The following is a 27,000-nucleotide window of genomic DNA, read 5'->3' as shown; positions in this document are numbered from 1 at the left end:
ATGGCCCAGCCTCCCGTGACGGCGGCCCAGACGCCGCCCACCGTTCCCGGCGCCCGCATGTGGGGCGGGCGCTTCAGCTCCGGCCCCGCGCCGGAGATGGACCTGGTCAACCGGTCTCTTCCGGTGGACCGCCGCCTGTGGCGGCACGACGTGCGGGGAAGCCGCGCCTGGGCCTCGGCCCTGGGCGCGGCGGGGGTCATTACCCTCACCGAGGCGGCGGACCTGCGTTCCGGGCTGGACGCGGTGGCCGCCCGGCTGGAAAAGTGGACGGAGGCCGACTGGGCCGCCGCCACGGACGAGGACGTGCACACCCTCGTGGAGCGCCTGCTGGGCGAGGAAGCCGGCCCCGTCGCGGGCAAGCTTCACACGGGGCGCTCGCGCAACGACCAGGTGGCCACGGACTTCCGCCTGTACGGCATGGAAGCCGCGGCCGCGCTGGACGCCGGGCTGCGCGGCGTGCAGCAGGCGCTGGTGGACCTGGCCGAGTCGCACGTGGATACGGTGATGCCGGCGTACACGCACATGCAGCGCGCGCAGCCGGTTTCGGCGGCGCACTGGCTGCTGTCGCACGCGTGGCCGCTGGCGCGCGACCGCGAGCGGCTGGCGGACGCGTCGCACCGCATCGCCGTCATGCCGCTGGGCTCGGGCGCCATCGCCGGCTGCCCGTTTCCCGTCGACCGCGTGCTGCTCAAGGAGTCGCTGGGCTTCCGCGGACTGTCGCCCAATTCGGTGGATGCGGTGGCGGACCGCGACTGGGTGGCGGAGCTGCTCTTCGTGGGCGCAATGGCGGCGGTGCACCTGTCGCGGCTGGCGGAGGACCTGATCCTGTTCGCCACCTCGGAGTTCGGCTTCGTGCGGCTTTCGGACGAGTACAGCACGGGCTCGTCGCTGATGCCGCAGAAGCGCAATCCCGACGCGCTGGAGCTGGCCCGCGGCAAGGCGGGGCGGCTGATCGGCGACCTGACGGGGATGATGGCGCTGCTCAAGGGGCTGCCGTCCGGCTACAACAAGGACCTGCAGGAAGACAAGGCCGCGCTCTTCGGGGCGATGGATGCTCTGGGCGTGGTGCTGCCGGCCGTGGCGGGAACGGTGGCGACGATGACGATCGACACCGCCCGCTGCGCCGCCGCGGTGGATTCGGCCATGCTGGCGACGGACCTGGCGGACTTTCTGGTGCGGCGCGGGGTTCCGTTCCGCGAGGCGCACGGGGCGGTGGGGCGGCTGGTGCGCGCGGCGGAGGGCCTCGGCTGCCCGCTGAGCGCGGTGCCCGGCGAGGTGTTCAACCACGTGTCCACCGAGTTCGTGGGCGCGGACCTGGAGGCGCTGTTCAACGCCAAGGCGTCCATCGAAGCGCGCGATTCCATCGGCGGCACCTCGCCGTCGTCGGTGGCGCACCAGATCGCCGAACTCCGCGCCATCGGCTGAGCGGATAGGTTTGGACATTACGAGAGCGAGGCCCGGTCAAACCGGGCCTCGCTCTTTTTGCGTGTGTCTCCCACGATCGTTCGCATCCAGGCGATCGTTCGCGCCTTGATTCAGAGCCCATTCCCCCGGTCCCACCCCGTGCAAAGAGCCGCACGGAGCGGGGAGAGCTGCGGATCGGCGCTCTCCGGCTGGTTTGGCGCGGCCGCAGGCAGCCCTCTCCCCCCGGCCCCCTCTCCCGCAAGCGGGAGAGGGGGAGACCTCAGCGCGGCGGCAGACGACGGTGGTCATCCGCATGCCTCGCCCGGCGGTCGAAACCGCGCCTCGGAAAACACGAAGTCCGCCTGCGCGGACTGTGGCGGCGGACCTTGTTCATCCCCGCGATGCAGTTGAAGCCCCGAACGGCGCGCGAATAGCGCCGTGTCGGGGGTTCCCGCTGTTGGAGCGGCGGATTCATTCGCTCAACAGACTCCGCTCACGCCCGGCACTTTCCGATTCCCACCGAACCATCCGCCCGCCCCAACCCTCGCCCAGTCTTTTTTGGGGGAGGGTGGGCCGGTGGTGCCGGCCCGGGTGGGGGCCGCCCTGATGCCCTCCCCACCTCGCGCGGCGCCGCGCTGACCCGCATCTTGCCGTGCTCATCCGCCCCTCACGCCCGGAGACCCGATGCGCGTTCCCCTCACGGCCCTGCTGGCGATCCTCTGCCTCGCGCATGCAATCCCCGCGAACGCGCAGGCGGACAGCGCGTTCGTCGCCCTCGACACGCGCACCGGGCAGACGGTTTCGCTGGACCGCATGGCCGATTCGCTCGCGCGCTTCGACGTCGTCTTCCTGGGCGAGCAGCACGACGACCCCGTGACGCACCAAGTGCAGGCCGGCCTGCTGCGCCTCATCGGCCAGCGGCGGCGGGAGGTGATCCTGGCGCTGGAGATGTTCGAGCGCGACGTGCAGACGCAGGTGGACGAGTACGCCGCGGGACGTATTTCCGAGGCGGACTTCCTGGCCCAGTCGCGCCCCTGGCCCAACTACGCCACGGACTATCGCCCGCTCGTGGAGATCGCGCGCGCCAACCGCTGGCCCGTGGCGGCGGGCAACGTGCCGCGCCCCATTGCCGCGTCTGTGTCGCGAAGCGGAATGCAGGCGGCGATGGCGATGGATCCCGCGCAGTGGCGCCTGTTTGCCGCGGACCGCCGGTGCGCGCCGGAGGGCGAGTACTTCCGCCGCTTCGGCGAGGCGATGGGCGGCATGGGCGGCCACGGCGCCGCGGTGGAGGGCGGAGAAAGCCCGCTGGTGCGCTTCTACGCCGCGCAGTGCCTCAAGGACGAAACGATGGCGGAGTCCATCGAACGCGCGCGGCAGTCGTGGCCCGGGTGGATGGTGGTGCACGTCAACGGCGGATTCCACAGCGAGCGCCGCCTGGGCACGGTGGAGCGCACCGCCCGCCGCCTCCCCTCCGCGCGCATCGCCACGGTGCTGATGGTCCCCGTCGCCGATCCCGCCCGCGCGGACCACGCGGATGCCGCGGCGCTGGCGGATTACGTGGTGTACACCCGCGCCGCCGCCCCCGCGGCCCGCCAGCCATGAGCGTGCTGCGGGGGAGGGAAGACCCGGCGCTGGCGGCCGTCATCACCCGCATCGTTCCGCTGCGCTACGCCGCGGGCGCGGACCCGGCGCTGGACCGCCCGGCGCACGTGCGGGCCGGTTCCGGGCTGGCGTGGATCGGCGGCGTGCTGGCCGTGGTGCAGGACGACGCGGCGTTCCTCGCGCTGATCGACCCGCGGACAGGCGAGGTGAACTCCCTGCCGCTCCCGGCGGAGGACGGCGTGCGCCAGTTCGGCGACGACCGCGGCAACAAGGCGCGCAAGCCGGACCTGGAATCGTGCGTCGTCCTTCCGGATGCGGACGGCGCCGAGCTTCTGGCCGCCTTCGGCTCGGGGAGCACGCCGGCGCGCGAGCGCATCGTGTTCGTCCGCGGCATTCCCGCCCGCCCGCGGGTGGAGGTGCATCACGCCCCCGCCTTTTACGCCGCCCTGCACGCCGCGCGCGACTTCGCCGGAAGCGAGCTGAACGTGGAGGGCGCCGCCTGGGACGGGGGCGAGCTGATCCTGGTGAACCGCGGCAACGGTGCGGTGGTGGATGGACGCCAGCCGGCGGACGCCACGTGCCGCATCCACTGGCCCGCGCTGCTGGACCACCTCCGCGGCGGAACCGCGCCGCCCGTGCCGGGAGCCGTGACCGCGTACGATCTGGGGGAGGTGGATGGATCGCGCCTCACCTTTACGGACGTGGCCGCGTTCGGCGGCCGGATCGTCTTTACCGCCGCGGCGGAGGCATCGCCCAACACGTACGACGACGGGCCAGTCGCGGGCGCCGCGCTGGGCGTGCTGGCGGCGGGTGGCGCACGCTGGGCGCTGCTGCGCGACGCGGCGGGGCGGCCGTTCGACGGCAAGGTGGAAGGGGTGGCGCCCGGGCGGGAGCCAGGGACCGCGCTGGTGGTGGTGGACCGCGACGATCCGCGCCGTCCCTCCGACCTGTGCACGGTGGAGTTGCGCGGAAACTGGCCGGTTCCGGGAAACGGATGACGGGATCCCGCCGCGGGTAAGTCGTTCCGGGCACGGCCTTTGCCTTCCCGTGGCCGGTTCCACACCCAGGAGGAGTATACGGAATGGCCTACCGGGAATTCACCGATGCGGACGGGACGGTCTGGACGGCGTGGGACGTGCCGCCCTGGCGCGTGTTTTCGCCCGCGCGCAACTACCAGGAGCGGCGCGTGCGCGAGACGCCGGGCTACGCGCCGGAGCGCCGCGCCGCGGTGGACCGTCGTCGGTCGCGCGCGGGGGCGATGTCGGAACAGGGGTGGGTGTGCTTTGAGCGCGCGGGGGAAAAGCGGCGTCTGGCGCCCACGCCCGCCGGGTGGGACCAGGTCTCGGAAGACGAGTTGCTGAACCTGTGCCGGCGCGCGTCGCCGGACAGCTCGCGGCGCTGAACGGTGGGACTCCGCGCGTTTCGCGATCCGGCCGGGGAGCTGTGGCAGGTGTGGAGCGTCATCCCCGGGCTGCGCCGTGACGAGGAGCGCCGGCGGGGCAGGGACCGCCGCAGCGACGATCCCATCTTTCTGTACAAGGGGCCGGAGCGCCGGGCCAGCGGCGACCGCCGCGGGCGCAGCGCGGCCGCCCTCTTTCCCGGGCTGCTGGCCGGCTGGCTCACCTTTGAGTGCACCACCGAACGGCGGCGCCTGGTGCCCATTCCCGCCCGGTGGGAAGAGGTTCCGGAGTCGGAACTGTACGAACTCTGCCAGCGCGCCACCCCCGTTTCCTGCACGCTGCAGCGTGGGGAGGGCCTGCTGGACGTCGGCTCCTGATCAGCCGGACGCGTCGGTGCTGATGGGCCGCGCCGCGCGGACGACGAGGGTGGCCAGCAGGCACAGCCGGATCAGCGCCTCCGGATCGTCCACGTCCCATCCCTCGGGCACGGGCGTCAGGCGGCGCTTTTCGCCCTCCGTTTCAAAGCACAGCCAACCCCCGGCCATTTCCGCCGGCAGGTGTCCCAGGGTGCGCAGGCGCACATCGTTCGTGGTATCCGGCTGAACATCCCACACCCGCCACTCGCGGTCGCCGGCATCGCGAAAGGTGCGAAGCCCCATCTCTGCCCGTCCCTGTCCATCTGTGTATCGCCTGCACCTGAATGCGGTCGCAGTTTCCAGCATCCAAGCAGCAATCCCCGCGCCACCTGTTTGCGCCCAAGGTTGGTCCAAGGATGAAGAAGGCCCGCGCCAGAAACCGTGGCGCGGGCCTCTTTTGCAGTGCCCGGTGGTCAGGTGCCCAGTGCCCCAAAGCGCGAGGCGGCGTGCATTCCGCAATCCGCCAACGGACCACCTTCCCTATTCCCTATTCCCTATTCCCTCAGATGTGGATGGCCCGGCCGCCGGCGGCCAGCGCGGCTTCCTTGACCGCCTCGGGGAGCGTGGGGTGCGCGTGCACGGACATGGCGATGTCGGTGGCGCTGGCCTGGAACTCCATCGCCAGCGCGGCCTCGGCAATCAGGTCGCTGGCGCGCGGCCCCAGGATGTGCAGGCCGATCATGCGGTCCGTCTTGGCGTCCGCCAGGATCTTCACCATGCCGTCGGTTTCCGCCATCGCGCGGGCACGGCCGTTGGCTTGGAAGGGGAACTTGCCCACGCGGTACTCGGCGCCGGCCGCCTTGGCCTCTTCCTCCGTCATCCCCACCGAGGCGATCTCCGGCCAGGTGTAGACGACGTTGGCGACCGCGTCGTAGTTGACGTGGCCGTGATTTCCGGCGGCGAACTCCACCGCGGCGACGCCCTCTTCCTCCGCCTTGTGCGCCAGCATGCGCCCGCCGATGGCATCGCCGATGGCGTAGATGCCGCCCACGCCGGTGTGGTAGTGCTCATCCACCTGAATGACGCCGCGGTTCAGACGGATGCCGGCCTCCTCGTATCCCATCCCCTCGGTGTACGCCCGCCGCCCGACCGCCACCAGCACGTAATCCGCCTCGATGGGCTCCTGTCCCTCGACGCTGACGAACACCTTGTCGCCGCGCCGCTCGGCGCCGGTCACGCGGGTGCCGGTGCGCACCTCGAAGCCCTGCTTGCGGAACACGCGGTCCGCCTGGCGCACGATCTCGGCGTCCATTCCGGGGAGGATGGTGGGCGCCATCTCCAGCACGGTCACCTTTGCGCCCAGCCGCAGCCACACGCTCCCCAGTTCCATCCCGATCACGCCACCGCCGACGACGACGAGGTGCTTGGGGACTTCGGGAAGAGTGAGGGCGCCGGTGCTGTCGATGATGCGTTCGCCATCGAACTTGAGGAACGGAAGCTCCACGGGCACGGATCCGCTGGCCAGGATGATGTTCTTTGCCCGGAGCGTCCGCGTGCCGCCCTCGCCCTGCACCTCCACCGTTTCCGGCGAGGCCAGGCGGCCGAATCCGCGCACCCACTCGATCTTGTTCTTCTTGAACAGAAAGGCGACGCCGTCGGTGTTGCTCTTGACGACGGCGTCCTTGCGGGCGTGCATGCGCGCCACGTCCATCTCCGGCGCGCCGACGGTGATGCCGTGCAGTTCCGTCTTGTGGCGGATCTGGTCGAACAGTTCGGTGCTGTCGAGCAGCGCCTTGCTGGGAATGCATCCCACGCGCACGCAGGTGCCGCCGAGCGCGCCTTCCTTTTCCACGCAGGCGGTCTTGAGGCCCAGCTGTGCGGCGCGGATGGCGGCCACGTAGCCGCCGGGCCCGCCGCCCAGAACGATCAGGTCGAATGTATCTTCAGCCATGATGCAGCAAGGGAGTGCGTGAGTGCTGGGTGCGTGAGTGCGATGGCCGTCCGCGCCCGTCTGAATCCGCCGCCATCATGGGGCCGGGGCGCGTCTCGGGCAAGGATCACCCGGCCTCTTTCTACCCCGGTCACCGCGGCGCGTGCGGAGTCCGTCAACTGCCGTTTCTCACGGAGGGCACGGAGGGGACACGGAGGTCACGGAGGAACAGCAAGGGAAGGCATCACGCAGAGCAGCAGAGCAGCAGAGAACAGATCAAGGAAATGAAGATGGAAGACGATAGTTGTTCTTTATCCTTTCTCTGCTGCTCTGCTGCTCTGCTGCTCTGCGTGAGACTGTTTTTTTCCTCCGTGCCCTCCGTGCATCCTCCGTGACCTCCGTGTGAAACGGCAGTTGGGAGGCGTGGGATACGCAGAAGCCCGCCCCTCGGGCGCGAGGAGCGGGCTTCCTGAACAGCAGAAGTGACGGCGGATCAGACCCGGAAGCCGCTCACCAGTTCGCGCATGCGCTCGGCCGCGTGCAGCAGTTCGGCGCTGGACGCCGACATCTCCTGCGTGGCCGCGGACTGCTCCTCGGCCGCGGCGGACACTTCTTCGGCGCTGGCCGCGTGCGACTCGCTGGTGCCCGACACGTCCGTGAGCGCCGCCTCCACCCCGCCCATCGCCGCGGAGTTGCGCAGGGCAGCCTGCTCCACCTGGTCGGCGCCCAGCCGCACGCCGTCCACCGCGGCAAGGATCTGCTCCAGCGCCGAGTCGGCGCCGCGCGACACCTCTTCCACGTCCGCCACCTTGGTGGTGCTGCGGCTCATGGTGCTCACCACTTCCTCGATGCGCCCGCGGATGGTCTGCACGTTCTGCGCGACCTCGCTGGCCGCCCGCGCCGAACCTTCGGCCAGCTTGCGCACCTCTTCGGCCACCACCGCGAAGCCGCGGCCGTGCTCGCCCGCGCGCGCCGCCTCGATGGCCGCGTTCAGCGCCAGCAGGTTGGTCTGCCGCGCGATTCCGGTGATGGTTTCCACGAAGCGGTCGATCTGCGCCGACGCCTGCTCCAGCTCCGTGACCTGCGACGCCGACTCCGTCACCACCTCGCGGATCTCCAGCAGCCGCTGCAGCGCGGTGGAAACCTCGCTGCGGCTCTGCGCGGCCACCAGGTAGATCTGCTCGGAAAGCGACGTCACCGTCTGCGACGCGTTCACGATCTCGTCGGAGCGGCGGCCCATCTCCTCCAGCGCGTCGCGCGTGGCCTGCAGCCCCTGCGACTGCGTCTCGGCGCCGCTGGCGATGCCGACCATGGCGGTGGCCACCTCGCCGCTGGACGCCGCCACCTCTTCGCTGATGCTGCTGAGATCCGAGGCGAAGTTGCTGATGCGCTGCGCCGTTCCCGCGGTCTCGCCCACGATGTTGCGCAGCTGCCCGGACATGTGCTCAAAGGTGTCGGCCAGCGCGGCGAACTCCTCGGGCATGTCGTCGGTGTGCCCCGTCATGTTCAGGCGCAGGTCGCCCTCGCCCAGCTGCCGCGCGGCGCCGCCCAGCGTTTCCAGCGGCTTTTGAATCATCCGCAGCGCCCACCAGATCAGCCATGCCGTCAGTGCCCCGGCCGCCAGCGCCATCAGGGCCAGAAACGCCTGCCACTTGCGCACGTCGGTGCGCAGGCTGGCGGCCGCGTCCGTCACCTTCTGCGTCTGCGCGGCGCTGATGGAGCGGATGTTCTCCTCCAGCTCCTGCGTGCGGGGACGCACGGCGGCCACGCGGCGCAGCGCGCCCTCGCGGTCGCCCACGTCCAGCTGCGCGTGCGCCAGGGCGTACTCCACCTCGATGCTCTGGTGCGACTGCTCCACCGCGGTGATCTGCTGCTGCTCGGCGGTGGTGATGTTGGCCAGGTCCTTGTACTTGCGGCGCTGCTCGTGCGCCTGCCGGCCGTAGTCGGCAAAGGACCGGGCAAACTCCGGGCTGGGCGCCAGCAGGTACTGCTCGCCCGAGGCGATCTGGTTCAGGATCAGCGACTCCAGCGCGGTGCCCACCTCGCTGCTGGCCCGCAGCTGCGTCATCCGCTTTTCCATGTCGCGCTGCAGAAGCTGCAGCGCAACCAGCGTGGCGCCCGCCCCCGCCAGCACCAGAATGACGATCGCCACGCCGCCGCCCCGCAGCCAGGCGCTCAGCCTCCTCCTGCGCCGCCCGTCCGCCGGCACGATGCTCATCGGGCGGCCTCCGGCAGCTGAATGCCGCCGCCGCCAATCACCCCCAGCGTGAACCGCTTGTCCACCGGATCTCCGTTGCTGTCGAATTTCACCGTGCCGGCCGCGCCCTCGAAGGCGTCGGACCCTCCGCCGCGTCCCACCGTTTCCAGGTACGCCCGCACCGCCCCCGGCGTACGCGCTCCGCCGCGCAGCGCGCGCGCCATCAGCCGCACCGCGTCGTACGCCAGCGCCGCCTGCGAGTCGGGGTTCTGCCCGAAGCGCGCGCGGAACCGCGCCGTGAACGCCCGGGCCGAATCAGACATCTGTGGATGAAAGAGGACGCCCACCGTGGTGCCGTCGAATCGGCTTCCCATCTCCGCCAGCCCCTCGATGCCGTCGCCGCCCAGAAAGCGCGTCGTGATCCCGATCTCCCGCGCCTGCGTGATGGCGCGGGCCGCGGGTTCCTGCAGCCCGGCCACGAACACCAGGTCCACGCCGCGCGACTGCATGCGGCGCAGGTAGGGGCGAAAGTCGGGGGTGGCGTCCAGAAAGGGGTCGGCCTCCAGCACCTCCACGCGCTCCTGCCGCAGCGCGGAAATGAAGTTGCGCGCCAGCCCCTGCCCGTAGTCGTCGTTGCTGTACAGCACGCCGATGCGCCGGCCCATCTGCCGCGCGGCCCTGGCCAGGGCCACGGCGTTGGCCGAGTCGCTGCTGGCCATGCGGTAGATCCACCCGCCCAGGCGCGAGATCTCGGGGCTGGTGGCGCTGGTGGCCAGGGCGGCCAGGTGGCCGTCGTAGCGTTCCGCGGCCTTGAGGGTGGTGCCGGAGTACACGTGCCCCACCACGGCGAGCACCGCGGGGTCGTTCACCAGCCGGTCGGCCACCTCGGGCGCCGTGGAGGGATCGCCGTGGTCGTCCACCACCCGCAGCCGCAGCGAATCGTGCGCGATCCCGCCCGCCGCGTTGATCTCGGCCACGGCCAGTTCGGCGCCCATGCGCGAGCGTACGCCGTAGGGATCGGGCTTGCCCGCGCCGTCCGTCAGGGGAATCGCCAGCCCCAGCACCAGGCCGCCGCCGCTCCGCGTGCACCCGGCCAGCAGGCAGGCGCCGCAAAGAAGCACCCCGAGCGCAGCGCGGGGCGCGCGGCTCTGTCGCGAGCCGGGGTCCGGATGGGTCATGGGAGTGGCGGAGACGTCGTGGAGCGGGGCCCCGTGGCGTGTGTCTGGGGGGATGGGCCAAGCTACAGTGCGCGTCCAGACGTTGTCAACGATGCCATCCCGCGCGTTGCCGCCCCGCCGCCCCGGCGCTACGTTCCGCGCCATGGATCAGCCCATTTCATCCGTCCGCCTTTCCCGCGCCCCCGCGCGCCCGCGCGCATGAGCGAACCGTCCGCGCAGGAGCTGGAGCCCGACGCCCGCGCCTACGACCGGCGGCTGCTGCGCCGCCTGGTGGGCTACCTGCGCCCCTACCGGCCACAGGTGGCGCTCGCGCTGGTCCTGCTGTTCGTGGGCGCCGGGCTGGAGCTGGCCGGGCCCTACCTGACCAAGGTGGCGCTGGACCGCGCCATTCCCGACGGCGACGCCCGGCTGCTGGGGTGGCTGGTGGCCGCCTACGCCGGCTCGCTCGTCCTGGGCTTTCTGGCGGAGTACGCCGACACGCTGCTCACCACCTGGCTGGGGCAGCGGGTGATGTTCGACATGCGGGCCGAGGTGTTCACGCACCTGCAGCGCCTGAGCCTGCGCTACTTCGACCGCAACCCGGTGGGGCGTCTGATGACGCGCGTCACCAACGACGTGGAGCAGCTGAACGAGGCGTTCTCGTCGGGGCTGGTCACCGTGTTCGGCGACGTGTTCACGCTCATCTTCATCCTGGGGATGATGCTGCAGCTGAACTGGCGGCTGGCGCTGGTCACCTTCACCGTCCTGCCGCTGGTGGCCGTCGCCACCTTCGTGTTCCGCGGGCTGATCCGCACGGCGTACCGCGACATCCGCGTGCGGCTGGCGCGCATCAACGCCTTCATGCAGGAGCAGGTGTCGGGAATGCGGGTGGTGCAGCTGTTCGGGCGGCAGGAGCCCACGCTGCGCCGCTTCAAGCAGATCAACGACGACCACCTGCAGGCGCACCTGCGCTCCATCACCTACTACGCGCTCTTCTTTCCCACGATCGAAGTGCTGACGGCGGTGGCGCTCGCCCTGATCCTGTGGTACGGCGGCGGCGAAACCATCCAGGGGACGATGACGCTGGGCGTGGTGGCGGCCTTTCTTCAGTACACACGCCGCTTCTTTCGCCCCATCCAGGACCTGTCGGAAAAGTACAACATCCTGCAGGGGGCGATGGCGGCGTCGGAGCGCATCTTCGAGCTGCTGGACACCACCCCCGAGGTGGCGGACGACGCCGATCCGCTGCGCCTGCCGGTGCCCGGGCGGGGGGAGATCGAGTTCCGCGACGTGTGGTTCCGCTACGACGACGACGGCGAGTGGGTGCTGCGCGGCGTGAGCTTCGTGGCGCGGCCGGGGGAGCGCGTGGCCATCGTGGGCGCGACCGGGGCGGGAAAGAGCACCATCATCTCGCTGCTGATGCGCTTCTACGACACCACGCGCGGCGAGGTGCTGTTCGACGGCGTTCCCGTGCGGCGCGTGCCCATGGCGGAACTGCGGGCGCGGGTGAGCCTGGTGCTGCAGGACGTCTTTCTGTTCAGCCAGGACGTCAGCAGCAACATCCGGCTGGGCGCGGCGGAGATCTCGGACGAGCAGGTGCGCGCGGCGGCGGCGCGGGTGGGCGCGGACCGCGTCGTCCAGCGCCTGCCGGGTGGATACGACCAGCCGCTGGGCGAGCGCGGCCTGTCGCTGAGCGTGGGCGAGCGCCAGCTCGTGTCGTTCGCGCGGGCGCTGGCGTTCGATCCGCAGGTGCTGGTGCTGGACGAGGCGACCAGTTCAGTGGATTCGGAACTGGAGGCGCAGATCCAGGAAGCGCTGGACGAGCTGATGCGCGGCCGCACCTCGCTGGTGATCGCGCACCGCCTGTCGACGGTCGTCAGCGCGGACCAGATCCTGGTGCTGCACCAGGGCGAAGTGCGCGAGCGCGGCACCCACGCCGAACTGCTGCGCCGCGGCGGGCTGTACGCGCGCCTGTACGAACTCCAGTTCATCCGCCAGTCCGCCGCCGGCGACGCCGCCGCGGACTGACGCACCGCATCCGGCTCACGAGAGTGGGCCGAGTTGCGCGGCGGTGGCGGGTAATATATGCCAATATATCGTGGATTGGGTGCGGGCCGGTCTTCGGTTGTCGAACCGTGAGGTGAAAACACATGCTGCTTCAGCGTACCGGGGAAAAAGAGCAGGGCGCAGATCCTTCTGGTGCGCCCGTCATCCAGAGCGCATCGGGGAGCGAGCGAGCACGGGTCGGCTCGCCCGAGGACCGGACGCCGCTTCTGCCCGTTCAGATTATCGTGCATGATCCGACACCCATCCCGGAGCCGGCCAGGAAGGAGCAGGGGATCGCGGAGTCCATCACGCATCCGGACTCCTGGACGGGGCGGATCACGCTGGTTGCGTTCGAGATCCTGCTGCTGCTCGTCATCTCGGTTCTGATCGGAACGATCGTCCGCAGATCCGCATATTTTCTCTTCGGCCAGAAGGACGGGAAGCCCAAGCCGGACTGGCGGGTTCCTCCCCCGCTGGACTTCTCCATCGGAAAGGATGGGCTCGTCTGGCGAGCGCGCCAGGAGGTGAACGACGCGCTGGACGGGCAGCGGGACGCGCAAATCGGGCGTATCACGACCGCGGTTGACGAGTTGCGAAGCAAGCACGATACTCTAATGAGCGACACGAGCAGCCTCGGTGCGGGGCTTGCAAAAGACATTGATGCACTCCGGAAACGCATCGAGAGATTGGAGGAGGTCCGGAATGGCGGAACAAACCACGTCTGAGCGCATCAGCGGGATTCTGGAGAGCATCCGGTCCACGCAGATGGGCGACTCTGGAGACCGGTTCATCCAGGATATGCGTCGGTTGGAAGAAAAGAAGGCGGAGATCCGTCGCGAGTTCCACGAACTGATGCTGAGGCACGGAGTTCCCGTGTTCAACCGCTGAGCCGGCCTTTTCTCCTGACCCAACGAGCCCTGGCCCTCCGGCCGGGGCTTTATTGTTCCGGGCAGGAGCGACCGTTTCCCCGCCTGTTCCTCCGTGCCCTCCGTGCATCCTCCGTGGCCTCCGTGTGAAACGGCAGTTCCCCCAAGGCACGTATCCGCCACGCATCCAGCCACATGCCCCGTAAACGCATGTGGCTGTAAATGTGTGTCCAACAAGACCTTGCGAGGGGTGGGCCTGCTTCTTGCGCCCGCGACGGATTCGGCATGGGTGGCGGGGACACACGCAAGGGGATAACGGGCCGTGGCTGGCGAACCGAGCAAGCAGACGATCCTGGTGGTGGACGACAACCTGGATAACGTCGAAATTCTGCGCGCCTTTCTGGAATCGCGCGGATACGTGGTGGCCGAGGCCCGCGACGGAAAGGCCGCGCTGGCGCGGCTGGACGAGGTGCGCCCGGCGCTGGTGCTGCTGGACGTGATGATGCCCGGCATGGACGGCTGGGAAGTCTGCCGCATCATCAAGCAGCACCCCACGCACGGCGGCACCAAGGTGGTCATGGTTACGGCAAAGGGCGGTTTTGAAGACAAATTCGAAGGGCTGCGCTCCGGCGCCGACGACTACGTGGTGAAGCCCGTGGACTTCAAGGACCTGCTCGGAAAGGTCGAGCGCAACCTGGCGGCCAGGGGCAGCCAGGCGTGAGAGTTCTGGGATACGCTGAAGACCAGGCGCTGCGCGACGCGCTGGAGACGGCCGCGCGCCGCCTGGGCGCGGAGCTCAACCTGCTCACCCCGGTGGAGGGCTCGGCCGCGCGCGACGACATCTTTTTCGACGCGCTGCGCACGCATCCGGACGTCGCGGTGGTGCGCTACCGCCGCGGGCTGCTGGAGCGCGCCTACGACGAGGCGCAGACCCGCGGCATCGCGCTGGTGGTGGCCTGCGGCTCGGAAGAGGAAGCCCGCCGCGCCGTGGCCGAGGGCGCCGAAGAGTGGATGATCCTTCCCGTGGACGAGGTGGAGGTCGGCGCGCGCGTGCTGGCGGCCATGGAGCGTGCCCGCCGCCGCGTGCGCCCGGGGCAGGCCAGCCACTCCGCCGAGCACCTGCGCTACGAGGAACTGCTGTACGACCGCTTCACCGGCTTTCCCACCCTGCCGGTGATGATCGAGCGCGGGCGCGAAATGCTGGAGCGCCGCGGCCGGCTGACGATTCTGTACATCGAATTCGTCCGCTACAGCAAGCTCGAGGAAATCTACGGGTGGGAAAAGCTCGACGAAGTGCTGCAGACCACCGCCGCCTCCGTCCGCGCCTTCTACGAAGACTACGAAGCCGGCGACAGCGTGATGATGGTGTCGCACACGGCCGACGACGACTTCATCTTCTTTACCGACCTCCCCGACGGCATGGACGACGCGGAGCGGCGGGTGAACGAGATGACGCACGCGCTGGAAAACCACGTCCGCACGCGGCTGGAGTCGGAGCACGGCGAAGACATCGCGGGGCTGTTCGAGATCTACGTGGGCAGCAGCACCATCTTTCGCAATCCCAAGATCCGCACCGAGCGCATCATCTACCGCGGCATCCGCGAGGCGGCCCACGCGGCCCGCAGCGTGGAAAACCGCGAGCGGTCGCGCAAGGTGGCGGACCTCAAGACCACGCTGCGCGAGGGTGCCGTCTACATCGTCTACCACCCCATCGTGGTCACGGAAACGCGCGAGGTGTTCGGGTACGAGGCGCTGGCCCGGGGCAGCCACCGCGCCCTGCGCTCGCCGGAGGTGCTGTTCGGCGTGGCGGAGGAAGCCAACCTCATCTGGGAGCTTTCGCGCCTGTGCCGCAGGCGGGCCATCGAGGGGATGGACACGCACCTGAAGCCGGGGCAGCTGCTGTTCATCAACATCGACCCGCACGACTTTCGCGACCCCACGTTCCGCTACCTGGACCTGGACGAGCTGGGGGTGGAGCACCCGGAGCGCATCGTGCTGGAAATCACGGAGCGCACGGCCATCACCGACTATCCCACCTTTCAGGGATACCTGGAGGAGTTCCGCAAGGCGGGGTTCCGCTTTGCCGTGGACGACGCGGGAAGCGGATACGCGGGGCTGGGCAGCATCGCCAACCTGGAGCCGGACTTCATCAAGCTCGACATTTCGCTCATCAGCGGGATCGACGCGAACTTCATGAAGCAGAACCTGGTGGAAACGATGGTGCAGTTCGCCAACGATCACGGCATCAAGGTGATTGCCGAGGGGGTGGAGCGTGAGGAGGAGTGGGAGACGGTGCGCCGCCTGGGCGTGCACTACACCCAGGGCTTCCTGTTTCACGACGCCAACACCAACCGCGTGCCGGTTCAAGCCGAGCCCTGACCGTTCGCGGGCAGCGATGGTCCAGACGCCCTCCTCCGCGCCGCGGGGGAGGGCGTCGTCGTTCACGGGGCGATGACCATCCTCGATCCGCCGAAGTCGAGAGCCGCGGATCATCCACCATTGACATACCGGACGGTAGGTACTCCTATGTGGAAGAACGGCGGTGCGCCGCACCGGGCGAGCCGCCGTGCATGATCCACCGAGCGAGGAGCGGGGTGATGGCGGCTGGAGCACCGATCGTGGCGCGGTCCCGCGCGGCGAACGTGGCGTTGTGGGTAGTTCAGCTGGTGCTCGCGTTCCTCTTTCTGGGCGCGGGCTTCGCCAAGCTGAGCGGAAATCCGGAGATGGTCGCCATGTTCGGCGTCATCGGCATGGGGCAGTGGTTCCGCTACGCCACCGGAGCCCTGGAGATCATCGGCGCCGTGCTGCTGCTGATCCCGGCGCTCGCCGCGTTCGGCGCGGTTCTGCTGGCCTGCGTGATGGTGGGCGCCATCTGCACGCACCTTTTCGTCGTCGGGGGCAGCCCCGCCATGCCGGTCGCGCTGCTGATGCTGGCGCTGATCGTGGCGTACTCGCGCCGTGACCGCCTGACGCGCCGCGGCGACCGGTAGGCGGCGTCCGGCCAGCCCGGCCGCTGCATGAGAAAGGCTCCCGTGCGGCTGCGCGGGAGCCTTTTCGCGGTCGGGACAGGGGTGCGGGTACGCGGGAGCGTCGCTCACGGGCAGGGAAGGGGCGCGGGGGGTAGAACATCCGGCCGCGGGTTCCTAAATTGCTGCGGCACCGGTGGAACCGCGGAAGGAAAGCGCGATGAACGGCCGCACCGAAGCACCCCCCGTACAGATGAGCCTGCCGGCCTACCCGCCCGCCCCGGCGCGCGTAGGGCTGGTGTACCAGCCCATGCCCGGCCGCGCGGTCAAGACCGTGGTGTCGCTGGTGGTGTGCTGGCTGCTCGCCGCGCCCTCGTTCTGGCTGCCGCCGCACTACCCCTGGCCGGTCGTCTGCATCTGCCTGGGCGCGTGGCTGGCCCACGAGTTCTGGACCGGGCGCTACCGCGTACGCTGGTTCGTGGGAATGTGCCCGCGCTGCGGCCGGCACCTGCGCATCGGCGCGGGCGCGCGCATCAGCCTGCCGCACACCGTGCCCTGCCTGGCCTGCCACTTTGAGCCGCGGCTGGAGGTGCAGCGCGCGGACGAACGCGCCCCCGAAAAGCTGCTGCGCCACGTGCTGGCGGACTGCACGGGCACGTGGGCGGAGCGGTGGATGTGGGACGAGCGGTTCCTGGGATGCGGCGCGTGCGGGGCGCGGCACCCCGCGACCCCCGAGTTCCGCCGTATCGCGGAGGCGGAAAACGAGCGCGGAGAGCTGCTTCGCCAACTGACGGATGAAGGGCGCTTCATGAACTGAGCGCGGCCGCGGCAACGCGGAATGACGGGTCTGCCTTCCGGGCCGGCGTCGCATGACGCCGGCCCGGCTTGCGTTTACGGGAGCCCCGGGAGAAGTCGCCCGGACGGGCAGAAGTGGGCTGGATGGTGAAACTGCAACGCCGCCGTTTCCCGCTCCGCCGGGCCGGGATCGCCCGTGTCGCGAGAAAGCGTTTCAAAAGGAATCTGATGACTTTTCCGTAGATCCGGCGTCAGATTCAGTGCGTTCGCTGCTACTTCCCAGAGTCTCACGAACGGCTATCTTCCGGAACCGCAGCCACCATGTATCGAGTTTGTCCGGCCTTCCCGATGGGGATGCCCGGAACGCTCTCCGCCCTCCCCGTTCTTGGCACCCCTCGACGATTTCCGGACCCGCGCCGCCAGCCTCACCATCGGCCAGCGGCTCACGGGGCAGTTCGCCATCCTGGGCCTGCTCCTGCTCGTGCTTGCCGCCGTGTCCTCCGCCGGCCTCGTGAACCTTCGCGGGGACCTAATCGAGGTGGAAGAGGAGCGGGAGCAGGCGGTGGCCACCAGCGACCTGCGCATGGAGATGGACCGCATGGTTCAGGCGCAGGTGCTCTATCTGGCCACGCGCGACCCCGTCTACCTGGCCGAACACGACGGCGCCTCGCGCCGCGGAGCCGCGCTGGTGCAGCGCGCCGCCGGTCTCGCCGAAGAGGACGAGGCGGAGGAACGCGAGTCGCTGGGCCGGCTGGCCGAGTGGCTGCGGGAGCACGACCGCGTGCACGCCCGGATCCGCACGCTCGCACAGGCGGGACGGATGGACGACGCGCTGGCACTGGCGCGCGCCTCGTCCGTGCCCACGGCCCGCGCCATGGGCGACCAGCTGGCGCGCACCATCCGCGAAGACATGGCCCGGGTGGGCGGGCTCATCCAGGAAACGCGCGACGACCAGCGGCTGCTGCTGGCTTTTGCCGTGGGGATGGCGCTCCTGTCCATGGGCCTGGCGTACGCCTTTTCGCGCCACACCCGGCGGCGCGTGGTGGACCCCATGCTGCGCGCCACCGACGCCGCGGAACGCATCGCCGCCGGCGACCTGCGGGGCGCCGTCCTCGAGGTGCGCGGGCGTGACGAGGTGGGCCGGCTGGCGCAGATGATCAACCGCACCACCGCCGAGCTCCGCGGGCTCATTCAGCCCATCCGCGAAACCAGCGACGATCTGGCCGAGCGCAGCGGGCGGCTGGGCGAGCTGGTGTCGGAGGCGGCGGAATCCGTGGAGGGGCTGCGCTCGGCGATCGTGCAGATCACCGCTGGCGCCGAAGAGCAGAGCACGGCCGTCCTGCAGGCCGCCGGCTCCACCGCGAGCGTCGCGGAACGGCTCTCCGACGTGGCCCGGCACGCCACCGACGTCGCGCACGCGGTGGCGGTGGCGGCCCAGACCGCGCGCGGCGGCGGCGAGCAGATCCAGGCCTCCATCGGGGGAATGCAGGAACTGCGGGCCACCGCGGAAGAAACCGACGTCACCGTGCGCGCGCTGGTGCCCTACTCCGGCGACGTGGGGACGTTTGTCCAGGTGATTTCGGAGATCGCCGACCAGACCAACCTGCTGGCGCTCAACGCGGCCATCGAGGCGGCCCGCGCCGGCGACCAGGGCCGCGGCTTCGCCGTGGTGGCCGACGAGATCCGCAAGCTGGCGCAGCGCTCGGCGCAGGCCGCCCAGCAGACCTCCGGGCGCGTGACCGCCATCCAGGGAGGAATCCAGCGCGCCGTGCAGGCCATTGAACGCAGCGGTGCGCAGATCGAGGAGCAGAGCGCCGCCTCGCGCCACGCGGGCGAGGCGCTGCACTCCATCCTCCTGGCCCTGGCCGACACCGAGCAGGCCGTGCAGGAAATCGCCGGCGAGGCGCGCGCAATCGCCCCGGAGCTGGACCGCGTTTCGGGGCTGATGGAGAGCGTTTCCGCCGTCGCCGAGGAAACATCCGCCTCCGCCGAGGAAATGTCGGCCATGAGCGAGCACGTAACCGCCGCCATGGACCGCGTGCACCAGTTCGCCAGCGGCGGCTCCGTGGAGGGCCAGCATTCCGTGGCGGGCGCCGCGCAGCAGCTGCGCGGCCTCGTCGTCCGCTTCGAGGTCTGACCATGACCGTTCACTCCCATCCCCGCGTATCGATGCGTTCCGTACAGGCCCTGCTCCTTGCCCTGCTCCTTTCCGCCGCCCTCCCGGCGGCCGCGCAGCGCGCCCCGGCGGCGCGAACCGCTCCCCCGTCTTCCCCCTCGCGGGCGGGCTCACGCCTGTCGTCCGCGCCGGACCCGCGCTTGGGGCTTCGCGGCGCGCCCGGGGCCGTGCCGGGCCTTCCCGCCCGCCCCGCGGCCGCGCGGAAAGAGGACGAGGAGTTCCAGATCGAGGTGAGCGGGCTGTGGGTGGAGGAAGCCTACAACCAGGAGGCCGGCGTGCTGCAGCAGACCGTGCGGGGCGCCGCGGGGGAGGACGGCTGGACGGTGGAGGTGGAGCAGGAGTGGCCGATTCTGTCTGAGCGGCACCAGTTGTCGCTGGAGGTGGAGGCCGGTGGCGACGGGGTGGAGGCCGTGGGCGCGGGATACCGCCTGCTGGTGCTGGGGGGCGATGACGAGCCGCTGACGCTGAGCCCCGGCATCGCCGTCGAGTACCCGATGGATTCCGGCGACGTGGAATTCCAGGCGCTGCTCCCGCTCGCCGTCCAGGTGGCGGAGAATTGGACGGCGAACGCACTCGGCGCGGTCAACCTGACGGTGGAGGAGGAGGAAAAGCGGGAGTGGTTCGCCGGCGGCTCGCTGTTCTGGCGCGCCCGTCCGTACGCCAACCTGATCGTGGAAGCCGTGTACACGCGCGGGGATTCGCCCTTTCCCGGCGACGGGCAGGTGGAGAGCGCGTACGTGCTTCCCGGGGTGCAGGTGGCCGTGCCGGTGGGCGGGCTGCACCTGGTGCCCGGCGTGGGCGTTCCCGTGGGATTCGGCCCCAGCCGGGGCCGCGCGGGCGTGATGCTGTACCTGAGCACCGAGGTGGGATTCGGGCGCTGAGCCGCGGTAACGCTTCATGATGTTGGTGTCAAGGACTTGAACATTCTGGGAAACGGGATATGTTATTGGCCTCGCCGGTCAGGACGGAACGGCGAGGCGCGGCGCCCCCGCCGAAAAGATGTTTGAAGAAGGGGGTTGACGCGGTGAGGCTGAGGCCTTACATTCTCCGTCCTTGCCGCGGGGTGGAGCAGCCTGGTAGCTCGTCGGGCTCATAACCCGAAGGTCGCGGGTTCGAATCCCGCCCCCGCTATGCCGGGCCCCGCCGCCGAAGTCGGGCGGTTTTTTATTCGGGGAAGCAAGGTTGCAGGGCCAGGTAGCTCAGTTGGTAGAGCATGCGACTGAAAATCGCAGTGTCGGGGGTTCGATTCCCTCCCTGGCCACCTGAACGTGTAGGTCAGTAGCTCAATTGGTAGAGCACCGGTCTCCAAAACCGGCGGTTGGGGGTTCGATTCCCTCCTGGCCTGCTCCCCGGACGAACGCTTCGGTGTTCGCGGGGGCCAAGGATGACCGCCTTGCGGCGGACTGAACTGGATGCTCGCGTAGCTCAGCCGGCAGAGCACTTCCTTGGTAAGGAAGAGGTCATGGGTTCGAGTCCCATCGCGAGCTTGATAGGTGGGCTCCCATCGTCTATCGGTTAGGACACGACCCTTTCAAGGTTGAGAGCGGGGTTCGATTCCCCGTGGGAGCGTCGGGTCTGGAACGTGCGGGCATAGCTCAGTTGGTAGAGCGCAACCTTGCCAAGGTTGAGGTCGCCGGTTCGAGTCCGGTTGCCCGCTTGGATGGGCCGGAGAGCAGACTCCGGAATACAAGTCAAACGCAAAAGGGGCCGTAGCTCAGTCGGTTAGAGTGCCGGACTGTCACTCCGGAGGTCGCGGGTTCGAGTCCCGTCGGCCCCGCTTTGGGAAATTGAAAACTTGGGTTGGCATCGCCGTTTACAGTGGCGATTCCTGGGGCCGTAGCTCAGTTGGGAGAGCGCTTGAATGGCATTCAAGAGGTCAGGGGTTCGATTCCCCTCGGCTCCATTGGCATGCGGGACGAGTAAAGCGGTGAGGTGGCCGAGTGGCTAATGGCAGCAGACTGTAAATCTGCCGGGCTTCGCCCTACGTAGGTTCGAATCCTACCCTCACCACTTTGGGCGGTTAGCTCAGTTGGTTAGAGCGCCACGTTGACATCGTGGAGGTCACAAGTTCGAGTCTTGTACCGCCCACTCGGGAGATGTTCGGGGCTGTAGCTCAGATGGGAGAGCGCTGCAATCGCACTGCAGAGGTCAGGGGTTCGATTCCCCTCAGCTCCACTACCACCGCCACTGTAGCTCAGGGGTAGAGCACTCGATTCGTAATCGAGCGGTCGTCGGTTCAAATCCGACCAGTGGCTCTGGTCAAATCGCGGCGGGTGGGTTACATTGTCTGGCCGCGCGGGAGTAGCTCAGTTGGCAGAGCATCAGCTTCCCAAGCTGAGGGTCGCGGGTTCGAGCCCCGTCTCCCGCTCTATTGAAAATCCGGGTTGTATGATTGCCCTCTGGTGTAATTGGCAACACGCCTGACTCTGACTCAGGAAAGTCCAGGTTCGATCCCTGGGGGGGCAACTGCGCCGCATGATGTGGGCTGACGCATGCGAGCGTAATGATGGAGAGGTGGGTGAGTGGCTAAAACCAACGGTTTGCTAAACCGTCCTGCCCAAAAGGCAGACGCGGGTTCGAATCCCGCCCTCTCCGCTCCGTCTTGGACCGGTGTCCGAGCGGCTTAAGGAGCACGATTGGAAATCGTGTGGGGTTAATAGCCCTCGTGGGTTCGAATCCCACCCGGTCCGCTCCGTAGGAATTTCGGGACGTGGCTCAGCCCGGTAGAGCACTCGCTTCGGGAGCGAGGGGTCGCCGGTTCAAATCCGGCCGTCCCGACTGTGAAGTCGGAAAGTTGTTGGAGGCGTAGTCTAATTGGTAAGGCACCGCACTCGAAATGCGGCGGGCGCAAGCCTTTGGGGGTTCGAGTCCCTCCGCCTCCGTTGTGCAGCCCGCAAATTGATCAAGCCCCGCAGGCCTCGTGCCTGCGGGGCTTTTTCGCGTACATACCCCAGGGAAACGGATCATCACGCAGAGCAGCAGAGGAGCAGAGAAAACCCTGCTCCGTTTCTTTTCCTCTGCTCCTCTGCTGCTCTGCGTGAGATTGTGTTGCTCCTCCTCCGTGCCCTCCGTGTGAAACGGCAGTTGTCCGTCTCATCGCCGGAGCGTGCACGAGAGCCGGCCATGCACTCCCCGGCGGCACGCGACTCGCGGCGGGGCGCGCGTCCGCATTCGGTCCATCCCCGAAGTCACTCCCGTGAAGACATCCATCCCCTTCGTGCGCGGCGTGCGGCTGCGGCGCGACTCCGTTCCGCGATCCGCCGTGTATCCGTTCAGCCTCGCCGCGGTGCAGCAGGTGGAGCGGCTGCGCCTGGAGCGAGGCATCACCTTCTTTGCCGGCGAGAACGGGACGGGAAAGAGCACGGTGCTGGAGGCCATCGCCATCCTGCTGGGCTTCAACCCCGAGGGCGGGTCGACGGACCTGCGGTTCGAAACGGTCGCGCGCTCGTCGTCATCCCTGCACGAACACCTGGAACTGCTGACGCTGGACGGCTCCGCGGACGACGGCTTCTTCGTGCGCACCGAGGGGCTCTTCAATCTGGCGACGGAGGTGGACCGGCAGGACGAGGAGATGGAGGAGATCGCGCGAGAGGCGAAGCGGTGGAGCGGAGTCACGATGACCGGCTACCGGCCGCTCTCCAACCGCTATGGCGGCGGCCGCTCGCTGCACCAGCAGTCGCACGGCGAGGCCATGCTGGCCCTGCTCAGCAACCGGCTGGGCGGCGGCGGCGTGTACCTGCTGGACGAACCGGAAACGGCGCTCTCTCCGCTGCGGCAGATGGCGCTGCTTTCGGTGATGCACCGGCTGGCGCGATCAGGATCGCAGGTCATCATCGCCACGCACTCGCCCATTCTGCTGGCCTATCCCGGCGCCCGCATCTACCGCTTTGACGAAGACGGGATCGACGAGACGGAGTACGAGGAGACGGATGCGTACCGCGTCACGCGCGACTTTCTGGACCACCGCGAGCGTTCCCTGCGCACTCTCCTGGCGGCGGATGAGGTAGGGGAGGACGATCGATAGGCGCCATCGGCCAAGATGGTGATCATCCGAACGGGCCGAGGCGGTGAAGCCGAAATCACGGGTGGCGGAAAGTGTCCTGTAGTGAGGACGCGATTGACGCTAAAAGGAAACACATGTAGATTCGCTATCCCGATACAGAATAACGATTTATGGCTGCGGACGACCGCGCGGGATTGTGAGCGCGGTGCCGGTCCGGGTGCTTCTTTTGGAGGTTCTCCATGCAGGTACGGCGATCAGAAGACCGCCGGTTGCGCCTGGTGCTGGCGCAGCCGACGGGGTGGATCACGGGTGGAGATGTGTCGCCACGCCGCCCCACGTCGCGCCGGGACACCCTTCCCGACGCGCTGGAGGTGCGCGACGGGCTTCCCGAGTCGGTGGAACGGGGCGAAAACCTGGTTCTGCTGCTGGATGGGCCGGATGGCGAGGGCGTGCTGGTGACGGGCGCCGTGGCCGGCCGGGTTCCGCAGTCGCGCGAGATCCCGGACCTGATGGACCGCGCCGCGGTGGGCGCCGCCGTCTTTCTGCGCGAGCGCAACCGCACGGAAAAGCGCCAGCGCCTGCCCGACCAGCTGATTGGCTACTTCGAGGAGCTGAACGCGGCGGACACGGAGCCCGACGTGCTGCGGTCGCTGGCCACGCACGCGCTGCGCATCGTGGGCGCGTACACCTCGGTGGCGCTGGCGCGCGAGACGGAGCGCGGGCTGCTGCGCGCGCCCATGCCCGTGGAGCCATGCGCCTGCCGCACCCGCCTGTGCATCGCCTGGGACGACCGCTTTGCCCAGCCCGGGCTGCTGATGGCGGAAGACGCGCGTCCCGGCGGCACCTGCCCCACCGCGGCCGGGCTGTTTGGCGATCCGCACACGGTGATGGTGGCGCACGTGCCGGTCGGAGAAAGCGCCGTGCTGGTGCTGGCCGAGCGCCGCGACGAGCGCATCTTTGAGCCGGAAGACTGGGACGTGCTGCGCGCGCTGGCGCTGCAGGCAGAGATGTCGCTGCGCCGCATCCGGCTGCTGGAGGAAGTGCGCACGCTGTCGCTTACCGATCCGCTCACCGGGCTGGGCAACCGACGGCACATGGAGCTGATGCTGGCGCAGGCGTGGGCCGCGGCGGGGCGGGGCGAGTCGCTGGCGGTGCTGGCGCTGGACCTGGACGGCTTCAAGCAGATCAACGACGCGCGCGGCCATCACGCGGGCGACGAACTGCTCTGCGCCGTGGCCCAGGCGCTGCGCTCCGAGGCGCGCGCGGCCGACATCGTGGTGCGCTGCGGCGGCGACGAGTTTCTGGCCATCCTGCCCGGCGGCACCGCAGACGGCGCGCAGCTGCTGGCGGAGCGGGTGCGCCGCCGGCTGGACGGGCAGGTGGGGATCACGGCCGGGGTGGCGGTGTTCACCCCGGAAACGGCGGACCCCGAAGCGCTGATCCGCGAGGCGGACCGCCGTCTGTGCGACATCAAGGCACGGCGCCGGACGCTGGCGGCCTAGCCCAGCGCCGGCGCCCCGCCGGTCAGCAGAACGAACTCCGGCAGCAGGCCGCACTCGGCGTCGTAGTCGTCGTCCGAGTCGGTGGCGCGGGGATCGTCCAGCACCTGCAGCAGCACCTCTACCACCGCGGGATCAAACTGCGTCCCCGCGCACCGCCTCAGTTCGGCGCGGGCCACATCTTCCGTATACGCCTCCTTGTAGCTGCGGCGCGCCACCATGGCGCAGTACGCGTCCACCGCCGACACGATGCGCGCGGCCAGGTGGATCTGCTCGCCGTGCAGCCCGTCGGGGTAGCCGGTTCCGTCGTACCACTCGTGATGGTGCAGCACCACGTCGGCCACGGTGCCCAGGGCGGGAACGCCGCGCAGCAGATCGTGCCCCACGCGCACGTGCGCGCGCACCAGCTGCACCTCTTCCGGCAGCAGCGGGCCGGGCTTGTTGAGCACGCCGTCGCTCACGCCGATCTTGCCCACGTCGTGCAGCAGGGCCGAATAGCAGACGATCGCCAGGTCGTACGGGCTCATCCCCATCCGTTCCGCCACCATCCGCGCATACCGCGACGCCATCTCGCAGTGCCCGTGCGTGGAGGGGTCCTTGGCCTCCACCGCGTCCGCCAGCATGCTCACGGTGGACAGGTACGCGTGCTGAAGCTCCCGCTCCAGCCGCCGGTTGCGCACGGCGACCTCGGCCTGGCTGCCCACGGAGATCAGCGAATCCACGTCCTCCTTGTCGAACTCCCCCGAGCGGCGGTCCGCCGCGATCACCACTCCGCTCAGATCCGCCATCAGCAGCACCGGCGCGGCAACGAAGCCGCGGAAGTCTTCTCCCGGCCCCGGCTCCGGCAGGCCGGCCACGCCCCCCTCCGCGTTGCAGACCAGCGTTTCGCCGCCGTCCAGCACGCGGCGGGCGAGCGCTTCCAGGAAGGGGGAGGGCTGAAGGCCGTCCTGCTGCATCCCCAGCGACGCGCGCACGCGCAGCGGCTCGCCGGCGGCGCCCGCGGTGATGTACGCGCCCCGCTCCGCGTCGGTGATGGTGAGGCACGCCTGCAGGATCAGCCGGTACACGTCTCCGCCGAAGAGCGCGCCGTGAATTTCCCTGAGCGACTGCTCCAGGCATTCCGCGCGGCGCCGCTGCCGTTCGGCGATGGCGCGCTGCGTGGCGGCTTCCGACTCGGCGCGTTCGGCGCGGGCGCTCCATTCCGCGCGGGCGGCCCGGTAGGCGTCGGCGGCGTGCGCCAGGTCGCGCATGACCAGGTCGTCGGCGGGGCCGTAGCCGAGGGGCAGGGACTGGAGGTCGGACATGGAGCGCTCCCGGACAGGCGGACGGCATCAGCCCGCGGCGCGGGCTGAACTGCCATTTCGCGCTGAAGTTCAAGGAGCGTACCGGGCGCACCCGAAGCGCCCTCCCGTCCGTCCCGCTGGCGGCGGAGATCGTGGAAAACCCCGCGGCTGGCGGGAACCGATGGACAAAAAGCCCCGCCCGGAACTCCGGGCGGGGCTTTTCAATCGGGGCCGATGCGGGTCAGAGCTTGGGAGCCACGTGGGATTCCCGTTCCACCCGCAGCGCTTCCACGTCTTCGGGCGTCCACTCGTTCAGCCGGTCCACTTCGGCGCGGATCTCGGAGTAGGCGGAGCGGCTGACCTCGTTGCGGCGCTCGCGGGCGGCAAAGGCGGCGCCGCGCGCCTCGTCCCAGCGGCCGGCGTCCACGTACGCGTGAATCAGCGTCTCGTACACGAGCGGATGCGGGTAGCGGCGCAGCAGCTCGCGCAGCTGCGGGATCGCGGCGATGCGCGCGTCCCGCGTGAGCAGCTCCATCTCGATCAGGTCCTCGGCCACTTCCGTGCGCCGGCCGAGCAGTTCCTGAAGTTCGCCCGGGTACGTCTTCTGGTCGAATTCGCCCAGCGCGCGCGGCGTGGGCGTTTCCCGGCCGAAGATGGAGTGGAAAATGGAGGTGTGCGGCGGAGAGTCTTCGCCTTCGTCCGCCGTCCGTTGCCGGAGCCAGTGCCGGATGCCCATTGCGATTTCGCGTGGATGTGGATGCTGACTGCGCCGTAAACGACAGGCAAGGAGTGCGCCGGGGTTCCTCATCCCAGGCTTCCGCCCAATCCCCGAAGGCAGGTGGGTGCTGGCGGCGATGTGCGGTGTGCGTTCCCGGCTTTGGGGCCCCTCCCCCGGCCCCTCCCCGTGCAAACTGCCGCACGGAGAGGGGAGAACTGCAACTCACCCCGATCTGGATGGTGCCGATGCGCAGACGGGGCCCCCTCCCCCCAACCCCCTCCACCCGCTCCGCGGGAGAGGGGGAGCCGTTCGGCGCGGAGGCGGGCGTCGGCACCCATCGCCTGGGTTTCGCCCGGCGGTTGAAACCGCGCCTCGAAAGACACGAAGTCCGCCTTCGCGGACTGCGGCGCGGGTTGGTCGCGCGTCCCGGTGCAGTTGAAGCCCCGAACCGGGCGCGAATAGCGCGGTGTCGGGGGTTTCCGCTGTTTGAGCGGCGGATTCATTCGCTCCAGAGAATCCGCTCACCCGACGAACCCCGCCGCCCGCGCCGAACTTTCCGCCCGCCCCAACCCTCCCCCAGTCTTTTTTGGGGGAGGGTGGGC

At 69.4% G+C, this 27,000-nt stretch carries 22 protein-coding genes and 18 tRNA genes; 34 read left to right on the top strand and 6 right to left on the bottom strand.

The genetic code is table 11. The features are described 5' to 3' along the window. The 5 genes from argH to HNQ61_RS16600 all read left to right on the top strand — a co-directional run bounded on the left by argH (window position 1) and on the right by HNQ61_RS16600 (window position 4,783). Window positions 1-1,425 carry an argininosuccinate lyase gene (gene argH, locus HNQ61_RS16620; RefSeq protein ID WP_205761214.1) on the top strand — a complete coding sequence of 475 codons (1,425 nt, stop codon included), beginning with the start codon at window positions 1-3 and terminating at the stop codon, window positions 1,423-1,425. A 663-nt stretch (window positions 1,426-2,088) separates the two neighbouring features. After that, window positions 2,089-3,006 (top strand): ChaN family lipoprotein, encoded by a 918-nt coding sequence (locus HNQ61_RS16615; RefSeq protein WP_170032485.1) that lies wholly within the window; start codon window positions 2,089-2,091, stop codon window positions 3,004-3,006. Beyond that, window positions 3,003-4,004: a DUF6929 family protein gene (locus tag HNQ61_RS16610; RefSeq protein WP_170032483.1), complete on the top strand. Its 1,002-nt coding sequence runs from the start codon at window positions 3,003-3,005 to the stop codon at window positions 4,002-4,004. Before HNQ61_RS16615 ends, HNQ61_RS16610 begins: the two co-directional genes overlap by 4 nt. An 83-nt stretch (window positions 4,005-4,087) precedes the next feature. Continuing rightward, window positions 4,088-4,408 carry a hypothetical protein gene (locus tag HNQ61_RS16605; protein ID WP_170032481.1) on the top strand — a complete coding sequence of 107 codons (321 nt, stop codon included), beginning with the start codon at window positions 4,088-4,090 and terminating at the stop codon, window positions 4,406-4,408. Between the two features lie 3 nt (window positions 4,409-4,411). Then, window positions 4,412-4,783, top strand: coding sequence for a hypothetical protein (locus tag HNQ61_RS16600; RefSeq protein ID WP_170032479.1), 372 nt, complete (start codon window positions 4,412-4,414; stop codon window positions 4,781-4,783). Here the strand turns inward: HNQ61_RS16600 and HNQ61_RS16595 are convergent, their stop codons facing one another. From HNQ61_RS16595 to HNQ61_RS16580, 4 genes are all read right to left on the bottom strand, one after another. Then, complete coding sequence (locus tag HNQ61_RS16595; RefSeq protein ID WP_170032477.1) at window positions 4,784-5,065, bottom strand: hypothetical protein; 282 nt, start codon at window positions 5,063-5,065, stop codon at window positions 4,784-4,786. It lies immediately after the preceding gene. Between the two features lie 259 nt (window positions 5,066-5,324). After that, the gene (gene lpdA, locus HNQ61_RS16590; protein ID WP_170032475.1) at window positions 5,325-6,713 is read right to left on the bottom strand and encodes a dihydrolipoyl dehydrogenase; all 1,389 of its coding nucleotides are present in this window, start codon (window positions 6,711-6,713) and stop codon (window positions 5,325-5,327) included. 472 nt (window positions 6,714-7,185) lie between these two features. Next, window positions 7,186-8,910 (bottom strand): methyl-accepting chemotaxis protein, encoded by a 1,725-nt coding sequence (locus tag HNQ61_RS16585; RefSeq protein ID WP_170032473.1) that lies wholly within the window; start codon window positions 8,908-8,910, stop codon window positions 7,186-7,188. Further along, window positions 8,907-10,067, bottom strand: a complete 1,161-nt coding sequence (locus tag HNQ61_RS16580) for an ABC transporter substrate-binding protein (protein ID WP_170032471.1) — start codon at window positions 10,065-10,067, stop codon at window positions 8,907-8,909. The genes HNQ61_RS16585 and HNQ61_RS16580 overlap by 4 nt, the downstream gene beginning before the upstream one ends. Before the next feature lie 198 nt (window positions 10,068-10,265). On the opposite strand from HNQ61_RS16580, the gene HNQ61_RS16575 reads away from it, so the two are divergent. The 29 genes from HNQ61_RS16575 to HNQ61_RS16435 all read left to right on the top strand — a co-directional run bounded on the left by HNQ61_RS16575 (window position 10,266) and on the right by HNQ61_RS16435 (window position 24,400). After that, the gene (locus tag HNQ61_RS16575; protein WP_170032469.1) at window positions 10,266-12,074 is read left to right on the top strand and encodes an ABC transporter ATP-binding protein; all 1,809 of its coding nucleotides are present in this window, start codon (window positions 10,266-10,268) and stop codon (window positions 12,072-12,074) included. A gap of 122 nt (window positions 12,075-12,196) precedes the next feature. After that, window positions 12,197-12,817, top strand: a complete 621-nt coding sequence (locus tag HNQ61_RS16570) for a hypothetical protein (protein ID WP_170032467.1) — start codon at window positions 12,197-12,199, stop codon at window positions 12,815-12,817. After that, the gene (locus tag HNQ61_RS16565) at window positions 12,795-12,980 is read left to right on the top strand and encodes a hypothetical protein (protein ID WP_170032465.1); all 186 of its coding nucleotides are present in this window, start codon (window positions 12,795-12,797) and stop codon (window positions 12,978-12,980) included. The genes HNQ61_RS16570 and HNQ61_RS16565 overlap by 23 nt, the downstream gene beginning before the upstream one ends. A gap of 300 nt (window positions 12,981-13,280) precedes the next feature. Next, window positions 13,281-13,679 (top strand): response regulator, encoded by a 399-nt coding sequence (locus tag HNQ61_RS16560; protein ID WP_170032463.1) that lies wholly within the window; start codon window positions 13,281-13,283, stop codon window positions 13,677-13,679. Beyond that, window positions 13,676-15,337, top strand: a complete 1,662-nt coding sequence (locus HNQ61_RS16555; protein ID WP_170032461.1) for an EAL domain-containing protein — start codon at window positions 13,676-13,678, stop codon at window positions 15,335-15,337. The genes HNQ61_RS16560 and HNQ61_RS16555 overlap by 4 nt, the downstream gene beginning before the upstream one ends. A 218-nt stretch (window positions 15,338-15,555) precedes the next feature. After that, window positions 15,556-15,948, top strand: coding sequence for a DoxX family protein (locus HNQ61_RS16550; protein WP_170032459.1), 393 nt, complete (start codon window positions 15,556-15,558; stop codon window positions 15,946-15,948). A gap of 196 nt (window positions 15,949-16,144) precedes the next feature. After that, on the top strand, window positions 16,145-16,741 hold the full coding sequence (locus HNQ61_RS16545; RefSeq protein ID WP_170032457.1) for a hypothetical protein: 597 nt from the start codon (window positions 16,145-16,147) through the stop codon (window positions 16,739-16,741). A 363-nt stretch (window positions 16,742-17,104) separates the two neighbouring features. Further along, window positions 17,105-18,856, top strand: a complete 1,752-nt coding sequence (locus tag HNQ61_RS16540; RefSeq protein WP_170032455.1) for a methyl-accepting chemotaxis protein — start codon at window positions 17,105-17,107, stop codon at window positions 18,854-18,856. A 32-nt stretch (window positions 18,857-18,888) separates the two neighbouring features. After that, a complete protein-coding gene (locus HNQ61_RS16535; RefSeq protein ID WP_183685712.1) occupies window positions 18,889-19,776 on the top strand; it encodes a hypothetical protein in 888 nt (295 codons plus the stop codon). Window positions 19,777-19,952: 176 nt separating this feature from the next. Further along, window positions 19,953-20,026: transfer RNA gene (locus HNQ61_RS16530), tRNA-Met, on the top strand. A gap of 57 nt (window positions 20,027-20,083) precedes the next feature. Further along, window positions 20,084-20,156 (top strand) — tRNA-Phe (locus HNQ61_RS16525). Window positions 20,157-20,167: 11 nt separating this feature from the next. Then, a tRNA-Trp gene (locus HNQ61_RS16520) sits at window positions 20,168-20,240 on the top strand. A gap of 69 nt (window positions 20,241-20,309) precedes the next feature. Then, window positions 20,310-20,382 (top strand) — tRNA-Thr (locus HNQ61_RS16515). A gap of 10 nt (window positions 20,383-20,392) precedes the next feature. Further along, a tRNA-Glu gene (locus tag HNQ61_RS16510) sits at window positions 20,393-20,464 on the top strand. 15 nt (window positions 20,465-20,479) lie between these two features. After that, window positions 20,480-20,552 (top strand) — tRNA-Gly (locus HNQ61_RS16505). A 46-nt stretch (window positions 20,553-20,598) separates the two neighbouring features. Beyond that, window positions 20,599-20,672, top strand: a tRNA-Asp gene (locus tag HNQ61_RS16500). A 53-nt stretch (window positions 20,673-20,725) separates the two neighbouring features. Further along, window positions 20,726-20,798 (top strand) — tRNA-Ala (locus HNQ61_RS16495). A gap of 23 nt (window positions 20,799-20,821) precedes the next feature. Then, window positions 20,822-20,905: transfer RNA gene (locus tag HNQ61_RS16490), tRNA-Tyr, on the top strand. A 4-nt stretch (window positions 20,906-20,909) separates the two neighbouring features. Next, window positions 20,910-20,983: transfer RNA gene (locus tag HNQ61_RS16485), tRNA-Val, on the top strand. A 14-nt stretch (window positions 20,984-20,997) separates the two neighbouring features. Continuing rightward, window positions 20,998-21,070, top strand: a tRNA-Ala gene (locus HNQ61_RS16480). 8 nt (window positions 21,071-21,078) lie between these two features. Further along, window positions 21,079-21,150 (top strand) — tRNA-Thr (locus tag HNQ61_RS16475). A 40-nt stretch (window positions 21,151-21,190) separates the two neighbouring features. Beyond that, a tRNA-Gly gene (locus HNQ61_RS16470) sits at window positions 21,191-21,263 on the top strand. A 25-nt stretch (window positions 21,264-21,288) separates the two neighbouring features. After that, a tRNA-Gln gene (locus tag HNQ61_RS16465) sits at window positions 21,289-21,361 on the top strand. A 42-nt stretch (window positions 21,362-21,403) separates the two neighbouring features. After that, window positions 21,404-21,490, top strand: a tRNA-Ser gene (locus HNQ61_RS16460). Between the two features lie 9 nt (window positions 21,491-21,499). Then, a tRNA-Ser gene (locus HNQ61_RS16455) sits at window positions 21,500-21,585 on the top strand. Window positions 21,586-21,599: 14 nt separating this feature from the next. Beyond that, a tRNA-Pro gene (locus tag HNQ61_RS16450) sits at window positions 21,600-21,673 on the top strand. Between the two features lie 21 nt (window positions 21,674-21,694). Continuing rightward, window positions 21,695-21,777: transfer RNA gene (locus HNQ61_RS16445), tRNA-Ser, on the top strand. Between the two features lie 314 nt (window positions 21,778-22,091). After that, a complete protein-coding gene (locus HNQ61_RS16440; protein WP_170032451.1) occupies window positions 22,092-22,919 on the top strand; it encodes an AAA family ATPase in 828 nt (275 codons plus the stop codon). A 218-nt stretch (window positions 22,920-23,137) separates the two neighbouring features. Then, the gene (locus HNQ61_RS16435; RefSeq protein ID WP_170032449.1) at window positions 23,138-24,400 is read left to right on the top strand and encodes a GGDEF domain-containing protein; all 1,263 of its coding nucleotides are present in this window, start codon (window positions 23,138-23,140) and stop codon (window positions 24,398-24,400) included. Here HNQ61_RS16435 and HNQ61_RS16430 read toward each other — a convergent pair. Both HNQ61_RS16430 and HNQ61_RS16425 read right to left on the bottom strand, forming a co-directional pair. Continuing rightward, window positions 24,397-25,701, bottom strand: coding sequence for an HD domain-containing phosphohydrolase (locus HNQ61_RS16430; RefSeq protein WP_170032447.1), 1,305 nt, complete (start codon window positions 25,699-25,701; stop codon window positions 24,397-24,399). The two genes, HNQ61_RS16435 and HNQ61_RS16430, sit on opposite strands and share 4 nt — an antisense overlap. Window positions 25,702-25,921: 220 nt before the next feature. Further along, window positions 25,922-26,416: a hypothetical protein gene (locus HNQ61_RS16425; protein ID WP_170032445.1), complete on the bottom strand. Its 495-nt coding sequence runs from the start codon at window positions 26,414-26,416 to the stop codon at window positions 25,922-25,924. Window positions 26,417-27,000: the final 584 nt, after the last annotated feature.

This window comes from Longimicrobium terrae, from assembly GCF_014202995.1.
GTDB lineage: Bacteria > Gemmatimonadota > Gemmatimonadetes > Longimicrobiales > Longimicrobiaceae > Longimicrobium > Longimicrobium terrae.
This window is presented reverse-complemented; position numbering and strand designations above follow the sequence as displayed.